Source organism: Brevibacillus sp. 7WMA2 (assembly GCF_010748895.1).
GTDB lineage: Bacteria > Bacillota > Bacilli > Brevibacillales > Brevibacillaceae > Brevibacillus_B > Brevibacillus_B halotolerans.
Genome location: NZ_CP048799.1, coordinates 1,715,451 through 1,730,202 on the forward strand (window position 1 = coordinate 1,715,451; position 14,752 = coordinate 1,730,202).

Here is a 14,752-nt window from a genome sequence, read left to right on the forward strand (position 1 = left end):
AAAAATGCTTCTGGCCATAGGCGAAAAAGAAGATGTGTAGAAGCTACGAGATTTTTCTTCTACCGAGAAAGCCTTCTTCCATCCCATGATAGTGGCTAACACTCCCCTCTCCTAGCTTCCAACAGAGGTATACCTCTACTCCATCTAGAATGGCCGGAAAATCCACTAACCCAAGCTCTATCTCTTTAACCTTCATGCCATGTCTTTCGATCGCTTCAGCATGCATGGAATATTCCATATGCAAAAACTCTATCTGACATTCTAATTCAAAAACCTCATGATCGGCAAAGTCATTAATCCCAATATGGTCAACATGACTTTTGACAATTTGCAAGCGGTGATATTTCTCAGAAATTTCGCGCTTTTGATCTCGTAAAAAGAGGAGTTCTTTTTCTAGAAACGGGATATATTGATTCGCTTCATCTAGACTAAAGTATTTCTTGCTCATACAGACTTTCTCCCTTCTACGTAATAATTTTACTTATAAATAACAACAGACTTATCACATTATTCATTTTTCTTCTAAACATTTTACATGAAAACGTCTTCTAATGTAATCCAAAGAACTGTAAATACCTGGTCTTTATATCTAGCGATTTTTTCTTGCCATCTTTGTTTTTCTCTCGCTACAATAGAGATATGAATAGTAAACAAAAACCAACTGCCCTCATGTTAAAATATTTATACGCCCACCTTTTTGTTGTGGACCCAAAACGTGAATTGGAGCTGGAGAAGCTCTCCTATCAGGACGTGTATGAATTTATTCAGCAAATAAAACGTTTCACAAAAGAAAAACAACAAACGTTATCACTCTCTGATAGCTTTCAAGAGCGAGCTATTTGGAGAATTGATACTTCTTCCTCCACGGAATTGTATCAAATTGGCAATCAATTAAGCCTTCATTATTTTGGCCGCCCTTGTAAGATTCCTATCGAATGGGATAAATCAGTAAAGGATGCTGCAGGAAGCTTTATATTTGAGCGAACCTATCAAAAGCCTATTAAAATTGTACAAAGCCTGTGGCAATACAATCAATTTGGCGCCCAGCATGTCATCGCCACGCTCAAGCATGAGCTGGCTCATTACCATCTGTGCTTGCAAAACAAGCCCTTTGCGGATGGAACACCAGAGTTCGTAGCCGAATGTAAACGTATAGGAGCTCCCTTATTTGCGGTTAAAATGCTGGAAGGATTTCAGACATACTGCTCTGAGTGCGGCAGAAAGGCAGACATTTTAAAAAAGGCGCGTAAAAAAGATAAAAGCCCTTGCTGTAAAGCGGCACTCGTATGCAAAGAGTATGTCATTCGTTTGCCTGATGGACGTCTTGTCCAAGTAGAAGTGTAATGTAAAGGAGAAGGAAAATGAGCCGTAAAGAAATTGAGGAACAGATTATCCGACAATATCAGCATGATGAACATATGATGATTCTAGTTTTTGCACAATGGTGCATCAATCATGGACTTGATCCACATGAGCTATATCAGAGAGCGTATCCCAAGCAAGGTCAAAATCCATTGCTTGACCAAATCATGGAGTTGACCGTTCCCAAGGAAGAAGCCGGCACGATTGAAAATGATACACTGCTTGCTATGCTATCCATGTATGAAAATGATGATCTTGCTTTCGTGGTGAGTGAGGAGATAGAAAGACTAGCAGCACCTAAAAGCTAAGATCTGATTGATTACTTACAAGCAAAGCTTATTACTATGAGGTTAAAATCCTGAATGTGTGAAATGCGGATGATCGGGCGTACGTATTAGCTTGTCGCGTACACCCGATCTTTCTATTTATTCCCCGCTACATTCTTACATTTTTTCATAATCAGCTTGTTCTAACCAATCTACAATGTCCTTAACCACTGAATCTAGACAGCCTGCTGTAAATGGGGAGCGCAGCTCTGCCAGCTCGACGATCTCCGTAAAGCTTTTGCTGCCTCCTACTTCGCAAATACGCAAGTAGTTTTTCCATGCTTGGTCTCGATCTTTATTTGCTAATTGCCAAAACTGGAAGGCACAAATTTGAGCAAGACCATAATCAATATAATAAAAGGGATACTTGAAGATATGGCGCTGCTGATGCCAGTAATTTCCACGCTCTAAATAATCATTTTCTTCAAAGTTGTAGTAAGGACGGTACTCCCGTTCTAGCTGCCTCCATGCTTGTTTACGATCCTCGGGGCTTGCTGTGTGGTTTTCGTAAACATAATGCTGGTATTCATCCACCATGCAAATATATAGAATGGAGGAAAGACTATCATGTACATGCTCATATTTAAATTTCTCGGCATCCTCTTTAAAAAAGAGAGACATCCATGGCCAGGTTAAAAATTCCATACTCATGGAATGAATCTCGGCTGATTCACTAGTTGGAAAGATGCATTCTGGCATGGGAATGTGCCTGCTAGAATAAGCTTGGAAGGCATGACCTACCTCATGTGTTAGTACAACAACATCATGGGAAGTTCCATTAAAGTTGGCAAAAATAAACGGGACTTTTTGCTCCTGAAAATAGTCACAGTAGCCACCTGTTGCCTTGCCTTTTCTGCTATACACATCAAGCAATCCTCTATCTACCATCATTTTGAAAAATTCGTTCGTCTCAGGAGATAGCTCCTTATACATTCTTTTTCCGTTTTCTAAGATCCATTCCGGCCCCCCTTTTGGGACTGGATTTCCAGAAGGAAACAACAAAGGATCATCATAATAAGTTAACGTCGAGACTCCAATGTGTTGTCGCTGACGTTCTTTAAGGCGGTTCACGGCTGGTACAATCTGCTTTTTCACTTGTTCACGGAATACGCTAACCATCTCTTGGTTATAGTCAATTCGTTGCATACGAGCATAGCCTAGCTCCACGAAGGATGGGAAGCCCAGTTTATGTGCGATAGTTGTTCTGATTTTAACAAGCTTGTCAAATATGTGGTCTAGTTCTGCTTCATGATCTTTCATATATTGATATTTTGCATCAATGGATTTTTTACGAATATCCCGATCGGTTGATTGCTGATATGGGCCTAGTTCGGGTAAGGATAGTTCCTTGCCATCAAATTCAACCTTAGCACTGGCTAGCAATTTTACATATTCGCTACAATATTTATTCTCCTCCTGCAAATCATAAAGAACATCTGGAGAGAAGGTGCTCATTTGCTTTTCTGCCAAGGTAAAATAAACCTTCCCCCACTTTTGCTCATGCTTCTCTCTGTGGCGGGAATGTAAAATTGCACGATAGTATTCGTTCTTCCACTCATCAAAGTAAGGAACCTGCTCATCATAAAATTCTTGTTCTTTCTTATAAAAATCATCTTCCGTGTTTATGCAAAAACGATTGCTAGCGATGCTCCATGCGGTTAGGAATTTTCGCTGTAAGGCAAGTATAGTAGCTATGGTTGCTTCTTCTTGTTCATACGTACTTATTTCTGTAAAATTATTCAATTGTTCAGTAAATTCTTCTTTCAATTGGGACATATCAATTCGTTCATACGGAAAATCCTTAGATTGTAACATGCTGTGTTATCTCCCCCTTATTTAATTTGGATTCGGTTTTTAAAGAAAAACTCCTGCTTTTTTCTCAGATCATTTAAAATTCACTGTCATTACAAAATTTCATTTCAATATGTCTATTTTCCTGCTATATTTGTATCATTTAGCCTATCACTCGTTTTTATTACAATTTATACTTTCAGAGGATAAAATTTACTTATTTCAAAAAAACATATTTTATGTTATTAATATGTATGATTAAACCAAGCAGGAAATTGTTATTATTTGTCGAATCTTGCAAATGGGAACTAATGTTCAAATATGGTATATGTCACCTATGGGAGGAAATGAAGTGACCGAACAATCCAAGGGTTTCGTCTACATTATTGGAGCTTTGGTAATCTGGTTACTTTTGCTCCTAACCTTTCAGTTTCTATTAAATATGAAACAAATCCAAGGGTTCACACGAAAAAATGTAGCCGAACATCAAATTGCTTTACTTTTAGAGGGTCCTACTTTCGATCAAGCTTGGAATAGTGCAGCCCTGCAGACTATGTATAAGCTACAGGACAAGTATCATTTTGATCTAGAGATCGTTCAGGAAGTGGATAGACATAAAATTAAGGCAGTCGCATCCAATCTGGCAGAGTCAGGATATGATTTAATCATGGGTCACGGAATCGTTTTCTCTGAACCCTTTACAGAGGTAGCCGCCATGTATCCACATACAAGGTTTGTCACTCTTAACGGAACAGCCAGTCATCCAAATCAAACAGTCATTCAATTTGATATGGAACCAGCCGGTTATCTTATTGGCAAGCTGGCTACCCTGATGTCCAAAACGAAGACTGTAGGCTTTATCGTTGCAGATATGCCTAATGATAGGCCTCTTGCGAAGGGATTAGTGCGTGGAGTGAAAGAAACAGACCCTTCTGCAAAAGCTTTAATCAGGTTTATTCCAGATTACAATGATACAAAGGCCGCCGTCAAAGCCGCTCGGAATTTGATGACTGAGCATAAAGCTGATGTGATTTACTCTGCAGGTGATAGTATTAATTTACAAGTAATCAATGAGGTGCAAAAACAAAATGTCCTTGCTATTGGATATATTAGTGATCAGCGTTTCTTAGCGCCGAACCATGTAATTTCTAGCCTCGTGCAAGACGTAGAGCAAGTGTATACGACCTTAATTGAACAATATCTTCAAAAAAGACTTGAAAGTGGCACTGTATTGTATGGGCTCAATGAGAATGTAAATTGCTTGGGTCCTTATGGAAAGATGGTTCCTCTTTCCGTCCAACTAGAAATGAATCGTACCATAGAAAATCTAAAACGAGCCAATGCCCATTGATCATGGCTTAGGAGGGATATTAATGTCCCCTTTTCGCAACATGGGATTTCAGATGAAAATGATGTTAAGTTACTTTGTGATGATGCTTCTCATTGGCTCCGTTGCAATTCTGAATAGTTATCAGATCACCAAGGTAACCTCTGAGGAATCTCATTTAACGCAAAAGGTTGTTCCACAAACCAATGCTTTATTAGAACTAAAAAATCAATTGTATACGAAAATGTTTGCCTTACAAATGTACGTATCAACACGTGAACCGAACTATCTGGAAAAATATTATACCGTTTTTGAGATGCGAGATACGTTCACAATGTTGAAACGAAATGAGGAAAACAAGGAATTTTTCCAAATCATCGACCTTATTCATGAATTAGATCTTATTTTCCTAAATAAAGTTGATCCATTACTGAAAGCCAACAACGTAGACGCTGTTACCTTCGTCTTAACAACAGAGGTTGACCCTAAAATCGCTTACCTAGAGAAGTTCGTCAGTCTATCCTTACGAACGATTGAATCGAAAACATCAGAAGAAGTGCTAAACAGCAGCAAACGTCTAAAATTTTCACTCATTATTACATATACCATTTCGGTAGCCTCTATTTTGTTCGGCTTATTTTGTACCCTCTACTTCCGAAGAGAACTAATGCGCCCGATTCGCTCGCTCCTAAGACAGATGCGTGAGGTTTCGAATGGAACTTTCGGTCAGCAAATTACGTACAGTGTACGCGATGAATTTTATGAACTAGCACAAGAATGTAACAAGATGTCACGCAATATTTCTCTCCTTTTTCAACAAGGAGAACGCCAAAATCAAATTTTGGCCCAAGAGAAGCATGTTCGAGAGCAAATTCTTGATTCCTTGCCTGTAGGGATCATTACCCGCCATTTTGTTACTGGTGAAGTTTATATTAACCGCAAGGCCTTAGAATTAGTACAGCTAGATGAAGAATCATATCCGCGTACAGTGACTCCGCAAGTCTGGGTATCAAAAGATGATCCAAGCATGGATTGTAATTCCGTTTGGTTTGAGAATCAAAAAATGGAGCTATTACATAAAAATAACTCTCCTTTCCTTGGTCTCGTTTCCTACGTTCCTTTACGTGATAATGATCAAGGAAATATGGGGTGGATGGTTGTTTTATCCGACATTACCGAACAAGAACAGGTACAACAATATATTAACCAATCCGAAAAACTAGCCTTGGTCGGACAATTAGCTGCTGGTGCCGCTCATGAAATTCGTAACCCTCTAACAGTAATCTATGGATTTATTCAATTGCTACAACAAAAGCTAACAAAAGAAGAACGTAAAAAATATCACCTATCACTTGTCCTGCAAGAGATAGAGCGTGTGAACAAAATCGTTACGGAAATGTTACTTTTGTCAAAACCCTCAACACCTATAAATCGTGAAATTCCTGCCTTAGAGCTATTGAACTCTATTTTTACCTTAACGAAGGGGGAAGCTCTTCTGCATGGAATTGAAATGAAATTTATTTGTCCTCCAACCATTTCGCTTTATGTTGATCAGGAGCAAATGAAGCAAGTCCTGTTAAATTTAATGAAAAATAGCATGGAGGCAATGCCACAGGGAGGACAACTAAAAGTTGTCTGCACGGAAACAACATCAGGCGTACGCATTCGCATTATTGATACCGGAAATGGTATCCCTGAAGAATATCTATCTCGTGTGATGGACCCTTTCTTCTCTGTAAAAGAAGGCGGGACTGGTTTAGGCCTGCCTATTACAATGCGCCTTGTGAGCAATCATGGTGGTGAAATGCAAATAGAAAGTAAATTAGGTAAAGGGACTACGATTACCATTGATCTTCCCCACCAACCTAAAAAGGCTGACCAATCAGACCATAATGAGCAGTAAGAAAATCATCACCAGCAGTTACCACCATGCACTTCAACAAATGAAGAGGGCGCTCGGTTAATCGAACGCCCTCTTATCTATTTCCATTATTTTTGTTTATGCTGCGAAATGAGATTCATTTTGGTGTCCCATACTAATTGACTTAAATCAACTGGGTACCTCTCCGGATTTAATTTACGCAGATATTCATCCCAGAACAGTTGATACTGTTGTTTATGATATTCTTTAGTCTCCTCAAGAGTAGGAGACTGATACACTAAGACTCCATCTTCATAGATCGTTTGCAACAATTCGATTGCCTCGTAGTTCTCCACGAATTTATGAAGGTAAACGTGAACTGGATCAAATAGCATAATACGCGGCAGGCCATGGACCTGTTCTTCTGCCATTGCGATATAATCTCCTTCAGCCTTACCCGTATCCTTGTTAATTACTCGATATACACGTTTGTTCCCTGGAGTCGTAATTTTTTCTGGATTTCCTGAGATTTTAATCGTCGGGATGTAGTGATCTTCTTCTTTCTTAGCTACCACCTTATATACTCCACCTAATGCAGGATTATCCTCCGCTGTGATGAGCTTGGTTCCCACACCCCAGGTATCAATCTGAGCTCCTTGCATTTTTAGATTGAATATCACATTCTCATCTAAATCGTTGGATGCTATAATCGCAACCTCCGGAAAACCTGCATCGTCTAGCATCTTGCGGGCTTTTCTCGACAAATAAGCAATATCCCCACTATCTAGCCGAATGCCTTTTAATTGCTTTCCTTCTTTGCGCAGCTTTTCTCCCACCTTTATGGCGTTCGGTACTCCGCTTTTTAACGTATCATATGTATCAACAAGCAAAACCACATTTTCCGGAAGAGCCTTTGCAAATTTCTCAAACGCTTCCTCCTCTGTAGCATGGTCCTGTACCCACGAATGCGCGTGCGTACCCTTTGTAGGAATTTTAAACAACATACCAGCCCGCATGTTTGATGTGGCATCAAAACCCGCCAAATAGGCCGCGCGTGCCCCCCATACGGCGGCGTCTGCTTCTTGTGCTCGTCTTGTTCCAAACTCCAGCAAAGTTTCATTTGGAGCGATTAAACGAATACGTGCCGCTTTTGTCGCGATTAAAATCTGGTAGTTGATAAAGTTTAGAATGGCGGTTTCAATTAATTGTGCTTCAAAGACACGAGCTTCTACCTGTATCAATGGCTCATTTGGGAAAATGATAGTGCCCTCAGCCATACAACGAAGCTGACCTGTAAAACGCAATTTTGCTAGCTCCTCTAAGAAAGCAGGCTCATAATTTTCTTCCTGCTCAGCCAAATACTCCAGCTCTTGTTTCGTAAAGTGCAGATTGTCAATATATTCAATAACCCGTTGTAATCCGGCAAACACAGCAAAGCCATTTCCAAAAGGAAGTTTTCGGAAATAAGCCTCAAAAACACGAATTTGATTGTGTGTACCATTTTTCCAATGAGCATACATCATGTTGATCTGATATTTGTCCGTATGTAACGTCAAATTCTCATAGTTCACAGCTGGCAGCTCCTTTATTTTGACACGACGGTAGCACCCATCGCATTCTTGAAGTGTTGCAAGGCCCATTGGTGCCCTGCAGCCGAAAAGCTTTGCACGGCATCCTCATGAATAACCACTTGATATCCACGGTTATAGGCATCAACTGCCGTATGAAGTACACAAATATCCGTGCATACACCAGTCAAATGCACTTCCGTAATGCCTTTTGCCCGCAGGCGAATATCCAAGTCGGTTCCTGCAAAAGAACTGTATCTTGTTTTATCCATCCAGAAAATATGTTCTTTATTTTGTTCGTAAATCGTTTGAATCTCTCCATAAAGATCGCGGCCATGTGTTCCACGAATATTATGAGGAGGATATAATTTTGTCTCCGGATGGTCAGGATCATTCTCCTCATGAAGATCAACAGCCATGATAATCTCATCCCCGTTTTGCAGAAATTCTTCTATTAACGAACGTATGCGATTCTCAATAGCTTGTCCAGGTGCTCCGCATGTTAATGCTCCCTCGTCCGCCACAAAGTCAACCGTATAATCAATAACAACTAGTGCACGATTCATCAGCCACATCTCCTTCCCGAAGTCGGCTCTTCATGTAAATGTGGGCCGCTTTGCATTTATATGCATCATTGTATGATGAGGACATACCGTTGTCAAACCAAGAAAATAGCCTGTTTTCCTTCAGACAATCACACCCTATCTCCCAGTATCTGACACTCTAATTTTTGAGGCTTGGTTATGCAGATTCATGTAGGTACAGGTACACAACTTTTCATATGTGTCATAGACTGAAAAGATAATGACATAGAGGATGTGAGCATTCTCATGAACAAGCTACTTGCCAATCAGGTTAAAAAGCATTTTGGCTTGACAATACGTTCAAGTAAAAATTTAAGTAGAATTTCAACTGTGCATGTAAGTAAAATCATAACCGACCAAGGCATCTATCTTCTGAAAGGAAAGGAAGAGCAAGAGAGCCGTATGCGTTACATCCGTGCAGCTCAACAGCATCTGCATGAAAAAAAAATTTTGATCCCCCGTGAATATCTAACAGTAAACGGACGGCCATATTTCACATTCGAAAACAAACGATACATTTTACAGGAGTGGATTAAAGGAAAAAGTCCCACTGTTTCCTCCTTGGAAAACATTTTAAAGCTGGGTAAACTTATCGGTCGGTTTCATCACCGTTCCTTAGGATTTTCTCCCCCGGCTGACTGTAGAGCCATGGGGGCCTTAGACTGGGAAAATGAGTATCAAGCGGATAAAAGACATATCGATCAGTGGTATAAGAAGCATCTACGTTCTGATTCTCCTAAAATCAAGTGGATTATACGTTATTGTAAACGGTTTAGCTCACGTGCCGAATGGGCCTATCAAAAGCTACTTGCTAACTCTTTTTATCACGAATGGAAATCGTACCCAGATGAACAGCATTATCTATGTCATGGCGATTATCATCCTCGAAACACCATGTTTCAGAAAAGCACTCCTTATCTCATCGACTGGGAAGATATCCGACACGATTTTGTTTCCAAGGATATTTCCCGTATGCACTTTATGATCATGCGCAAGCATAAAACCTTTTGTCCCTCACGCTTTGAGTCCTTTTTACAGGCGTATCAACAGCAAAATCCACTACAGTCTCATGAATTAGGGCTTCTTTATATTGACCTTTCGTTTCCCCACATGTTTGAACGTTTTCTGCGAAAAAGCCTGTATAAGAAAATGAATACAAAAGAAGTGGCTTCATTTGTGAAGAATGAATGGAAAAAAACACTTTACATGTGCCGAAAAGCCAAGCTCTATTGCTGAGCTTGGCTACTCTTCGTTGCCCTTTTCAGCTTCTAAAAAAATTCCACCTCGATAGTAGAATTTCTTTAGAAGCCCTTTCGTTATTCTTGATAAGAAGCTAGTAATTCAAAGACTTTATCCTCCCATTTGCTCATTTTTTCTGAAGAACGGATATGTCCATTGAGAATAATCGTTACAGCTAGACGTTCATTCTTTTTCGTAGTAATATAACCGCTTATACTAGACACACCCTGTGATTGGCTGCTCAATGCCCGCAGATTGCCTTGAGCATCTGTGCGTTTTAACCTGTTTTTCAGTGTCCCATCCACACCAGCGATGGGTAGGGAGTTATAATATAATGGATATTCCTTTTGTCCAGCTAATGTAAGTAATGCATCGTTTAGTTGCCGAGCTGACAATAAATTATAGCGAGTCACTCCTGAAGCATCAAGAATGTCGTAGCTAGTATTTACCCCCCAGGCTTTTAGAATCTCCTGTGTAGCTGCTACCCCTGCCTCAGTCGTTCCCTTGCCCGCTTTGCTTGCTCCTATCGTTTTATTGACCATTTCTGCAATCAGGTGATCATCATTTTTATTCTGCAGGGTCAGGATATCTTGCAGTACCATGGATCGCACTTCACCTAGCTTAATTGCCTCTCGTGTCACTTGTCCCAAAAGCACTTCACTAGTAGGCGATATCTTGATACCAGCATCCTTCATTTTCTGTAGAAATAATACTCCTGAATAAAGAGCCGGTTCCTCTACCGAAACAAGCTCCTTCCGCTCTTTAGTACTCATTGGCAATTCTCCAAGAAAATGAAAAATATTTTTAGATCGTTCTTTTTTCAACTGAAAGGTTTGCTGTGCTCCTTTACCGACAGTGGACGCCTTTTGATAGATGACAACGTAATTGGTTTTTGGCCACATATCAAAGATTACTGGATCGCCAATTTTTAATCCAGGCTTATAGGTAAGCTTTACCTTTCCAGCTTCACTTGTAAGAGCGCTGATTTTTGCAAGTTGCTTCTCTGTATCCCACGGCCAGCCCATACCTACTAACTGATGGTCAAAATAGCTCTGATCAACCAGAATATTGCCATTGACCTGTGTAATTCCTTTATCTAGTAAAAAACCAACTAATTGTTCTAATGTAGGCCCTTGTTCCTCATCATTTTGATGATCTGCACGTAAGGTTGGATCACCGTATCCTTTGACAATGATATCTCCTTCTACCACACCATTTGCATTCGCAGGTTTTGACAGGAATACTTCTGTTTTAAAAGAATAATTCTCTCCCAAGGTCAAAAGAGCCCCAATACTTGTAAGCTCCTTACTAATTGTTCCTGGTGTTAACAAACGATCCGCCTGATGCTCATACAATGTGGCTTTTGACCCTGTTCGGTCTAAGGAAGTAACGATCATACTGCCATGCACATTGGCTAGGGCCGGATCTTCCCACAACGGGTCAAGCAAGGCGCTTAACTCATATGTCGAATTCGTTGAAACTTCAGCAGGGAGTTCCGGTAGTATAGGATATTCGGCTAGCACAGTCCCAATCGAATCTTGCAGCTGAGTTGCAACCTTTGATTTATAAATTCCATTAATCATGATGGAGAAAGCTAGCTTATCGCCATTCGCAGCTGTAACATACCCCGATAAGCTGTTTACTCCGCCCATTGAGCCTGTTTTGGCTATTAGGGTATGAGCTGCTTTGGTCTCTCTCATACGGCTTTTTAATGTACCATCGATGCCGGCAATAGGTAAACTCGCTTCAAATGCTTCTCGATACTCCTTCTTTTGCACATAGCGAAGGAGAGCAATCATTTGATTGGGTGTGATCAAATTAAGACGCGACAATCCTGAACCATCCACCTGCACATATGCTCCAGGAAATTTAGCTCCCCGTAGCACCTCAGCAATCGCCTCTGTACCGGTAATCCAGCTACCTTTCCCTTTTTTTATAGCTCCCAATGTCTTGGTTAGCATCTCTGCATAAAAATTATCACTATCTTTATTCAATTCCAGTATGATTTCTGATAGAGGCCGAGAGTAATGAGTCACTAGTGGTGTTCCTTTGACTAAGCTCTTTTTTTGAACCGATTTCTTGTCAACCAATAAGATCCCTTCTGACTGTAGGATAGACTGAAAAATTTCACCGACATACAGTGCAGGGTCTTCCATGGTAACGTTTTCTTTATAAGGAATGGCATCTCTACCAATACTGCCCTTCATGATTAGTTGATTATGTCCAATCGTCCGTTCAACAGTGATCTGGGTCTCCCTGCTATCGGTCGTTGTGACAGACGAAATAACCTTTACGTACTCATTTATGGGTGTTATGCTAACAGTAGCTGGTTTACCGACCTCTTTTGCAGGCGTAATCACTAGTTCCATGCTATTTTTATGTAAGGATAATCCACTGATTTGTGCGCTATACGCATACACCTCGTCATCCCACATCCAAGCTGGCCCCAGACGTATATCATCGAAATAGCTTTCATCCACATACACCTGACCATGAATACCTGTGATCCCCTTTTGTTTCAATTCAGATGCTATTTGGTGAAAATCTGTTGTTTGTAAGGTTGGATCACCGTAGCCTTTTATGATTACATCTCCTTGAAGTACACCGTTTTGTTCCACTTTTCCGTCAGTATATATTTCGGTTTTAAACTGATAATCAGCACCTAATTCCTCCAAAGCAGCAGCCGCAATAAACAGTTTCATATTAGATGCTGGAATAAAATTCTTATCTGCCTCATGCTGATATAGGAAGGCTTCCTTATTCAAATTGTATACAGAGATTCCTGCATACATCCCTTTGCTTACATCCTCATGCGAAAGCTTTTCAAGCAACGAATCTATCTGACGGCCAACCATGCTTGCTTCCATTTTGCTTGCCAATGCGGTGACAGGTGTGAATACCAACTGCATGAGAAGCACCACTGTAAGCACACAGCGTAGCGTAAGACTGTTTTTTCCCTTCATTGCTTTCCTCCTTCTTCTTTATAGAGTAAACAAAGCCAAGCGCTGCCATGCATGTGCAGAAAAAAACGACGACCATCCAAAAGAGAGGTACCCTTACCCTTAAATAAGCAAAAAAAGGGAAAACTAGAACCATAAATTGATAACATACAAGCCATTTCTTACGCTACTGATTCATCTTATAATTATTTTTCTTGCTTTTCTGACATAACAAACCAAAGTAGACATGGTATTATAGGACACTGTCCCCTTATACCATGTCTTCCTTGGTTTTCCGCTATGTTTCATTTGTCCTTATTGCGCAGATTACCTGCGAAAAAATTGTAAAAAATGCAGTAGAATTCGTGCAGTTAATCCCCAGATAATCCGGCCATCTGCATCATAAAAATATTCGGGGAGCTTTCCATGTCTCCACTTATAATCTCGCCCATTGGCAATGAGATGATACGGGAAATCCTCCCCTGGCTCAAAGCGTAGATCAATGTCAAAGCGATCAGGTATCGTGTCCAAAAGCGTTCGTAACGAAACCGTAAAAACTTCTTCCACTTCATCTGGGTTAGGAGCTAGTTCAGAGATTTTCCTATGTATAAACCCAACATAAGGATAAATTAGTAAGCTTGAGGACAAGACTAAAATATCTAAATCTCCTGCATACATGATCTTATCAGGATCAAGCCCCAATTCTTCTGACGTTTCTCGTCTAGCTGCTTCCCATTCATTGTGATCGCTTTGCTCTATATGTCCACCTGGAAAACAAATTTCACCTGCCTGACTTCTTAACGTGGAAGCACGCTTCTCAAATAAAACAGACCACTCTCCATGTTCATCACGGATCAATGGAACAAGTACGGCTGTTCTACGTGATTCCTCCTGGCCTAAAATGCCACGCTGACGGGTGGATAGTTGGTTAACAACACTTTCTATCTGTTGGTCATTCATTATATCTCCCAGCTTTCTCCCGGCTGCATTACTTTGCCCTGTATGCCTTTTTTGGCTAACTCCTTCACAAAAGCATGTCCATCCTGTTTAATTGGCGGGAACGTATCAAAGTGAATTGGCACGACTGTTTTCGCTCTAGTCCATTCCGCGGCCAGTAAAGCATCTTCTGGTCCCATTGTAAAATGGTCACCTATTGGCAAGAAGGAAATATCTGGTTGATGTAGCTCACCAATTAGTTTCATATCGCCAAAAAGCCCTGTATCTCCTGCATGGTAAAGGGTTTTACCTCCCATTTGGATGATCAGTCCAGCAGGCATTCCTGTATAAACAATCTGTTGTTCATCATTAAAAACAATGCCTGTACTGTGAAATGCTTGCGTCATTTTTACATAGCCGAATGGTAGCTGAACTTTTCCTCCAATGTTAAAACCCACCGTTTTGGCACCTTTCCAGTTCAGGTATTGGGCCAGTTCTACCATACAATAAATCGTAGCATCATTTTGTTTCGCAATCTGTACCGCATCTCCAATATGATCACCATGTCCATGCGTTAACAAAATGTAGTCTACTTTTATATCTTCTGGCTTACTTGTTGTAATAGGGTTTCCTGTCAAGAATGGATCAATAATGATGGAATGCTGACCATGAGTTAATTGTACACAAGAGTGTCCATGAAATTGAATGCGCATTATAACCCTCTTTTCATCTGTGTAATATCCATTATTATACACGAAAAAAAGCAAGCCTGTCCTTATTTGTTCCGCATATATAGCAAAAAGAGCCGTTTTAAAAACG

At 40.4% G+C, this 14,752-nt stretch carries 12 protein-coding genes; 5 read left to right on the forward strand and 7 right to left on the reverse strand.

Translation table 11 applies throughout. From position 1 onward, the window contains the following. Window positions 1–43 precede the first annotated feature (43 nt). Window positions 44–448 carry a DUF2203 domain-containing protein gene (locus GOP56_RS06235; protein ID WP_003336105.1) on the reverse strand — a complete coding sequence of 135 codons (405 nt, stop codon included), beginning with the start codon at window positions 446–448 and terminating at the stop codon, window positions 44–46. Window positions 449–639: 191 nt separating this feature from the next. Here GOP56_RS06235 and GOP56_RS06240 point away from each other — a divergent pair, with 191 nt between their 5' ends. Next, window positions 640–1,344, forward strand: a complete 705-nt coding sequence (locus GOP56_RS06240) for a SprT-like domain-containing protein (RefSeq protein WP_003340394.1) — start codon at window positions 640–642, stop codon at window positions 1,342–1,344. 17 nt (window positions 1,345–1,361) lie between these two features. Beyond that, the gene (locus GOP56_RS06245) at window positions 1,362–1,670 is read left to right on the forward strand and encodes a hypothetical protein (protein ID WP_003336102.1); all 309 of its coding nucleotides are present in this window, start codon (window positions 1,362–1,364) and stop codon (window positions 1,668–1,670) included. A gap of 135 nt (window positions 1,671–1,805) precedes the next feature. Here the strand turns inward: GOP56_RS06245 and GOP56_RS06250 are convergent, their stop codons facing one another. Next, a complete protein-coding gene (locus tag GOP56_RS06250) occupies window positions 1,806–3,503 on the reverse strand; it encodes a M3 family oligoendopeptidase (RefSeq protein ID WP_163245056.1) in 1,698 nt (565 codons plus the stop codon). Window positions 3,504–3,831: 328 nt separating this feature from the next. Here GOP56_RS06250 and GOP56_RS06255 point away from each other — a divergent pair, with 328 nt between their 5' ends. Next, window positions 3,832–4,830: a BMP family ABC transporter substrate-binding protein gene (locus GOP56_RS06255; RefSeq protein WP_163245059.1), complete on the forward strand. Its 999-nt coding sequence runs from the start codon at window positions 3,832–3,834 to the stop codon at window positions 4,828–4,830. A gap of 22 nt (window positions 4,831–4,852) precedes the next feature. Further along, on the forward strand, window positions 4,853–6,709 hold the full coding sequence (locus GOP56_RS06260) for an ATP-binding protein (protein ID WP_003340398.1): 1,857 nt from the start codon (window positions 4,853–4,855) through the stop codon (window positions 6,707–6,709). An 86-nt stretch (window positions 6,710–6,795) separates the two neighbouring features. Here the strand turns inward: GOP56_RS06260 and GOP56_RS06265 are convergent, their stop codons facing one another. Continuing rightward, window positions 6,796–8,238: a nicotinate phosphoribosyltransferase gene (locus tag GOP56_RS06265; protein WP_022586832.1), complete on the reverse strand. Its 1,443-nt coding sequence runs from the start codon at window positions 8,236–8,238 to the stop codon at window positions 6,796–6,798. A gap of 14 nt (window positions 8,239–8,252) precedes the next feature. After that, window positions 8,253–8,801, reverse strand: coding sequence for a cysteine hydrolase family protein (locus tag GOP56_RS06270; protein WP_003340400.1), 549 nt, complete (start codon window positions 8,799–8,801; stop codon window positions 8,253–8,255). 264 nt (window positions 8,802–9,065) lie between these two features. Here GOP56_RS06270 and GOP56_RS06275 point away from each other — a divergent pair, with 264 nt between their 5' ends. Next, the gene (locus GOP56_RS06275) at window positions 9,066–10,055 is read left to right on the forward strand and encodes a phosphotransferase (protein WP_163245062.1); all 990 of its coding nucleotides are present in this window, start codon (window positions 9,066–9,068) and stop codon (window positions 10,053–10,055) included. Between the two features lie 80 nt (window positions 10,056–10,135). Here the strand turns inward: GOP56_RS06275 and dacB are convergent, their stop codons facing one another. From dacB to GOP56_RS06290, 3 genes are all read right to left on the reverse strand, one after another. Then, window positions 10,136–13,021 carry a D-alanyl-D-alanine carboxypeptidase/D-alanyl-D-alanine endopeptidase gene (dacB, locus tag GOP56_RS06280; RefSeq protein ID WP_163245065.1) on the reverse strand — a complete coding sequence of 962 codons (2,886 nt, stop codon included), beginning with the start codon at window positions 13,019–13,021 and terminating at the stop codon, window positions 10,136–10,138. Between the two features lie 303 nt (window positions 13,022–13,324). Beyond that, window positions 13,325–13,957 (reverse strand): NUDIX hydrolase, encoded by a 633-nt coding sequence (locus tag GOP56_RS06285; RefSeq protein WP_163245068.1) that lies wholly within the window; start codon window positions 13,955–13,957, stop codon window positions 13,325–13,327. Further along, complete coding sequence (locus GOP56_RS06290; RefSeq protein WP_163245070.1) at window positions 13,957–14,646, reverse strand: metal-dependent hydrolase; 690 nt, start codon at window positions 14,644–14,646, stop codon at window positions 13,957–13,959. The genes GOP56_RS06285 and GOP56_RS06290 overlap by 1 nt, the downstream gene beginning before the upstream one ends. Window positions 14,647–14,752 lie beyond the last annotated feature (106 nt).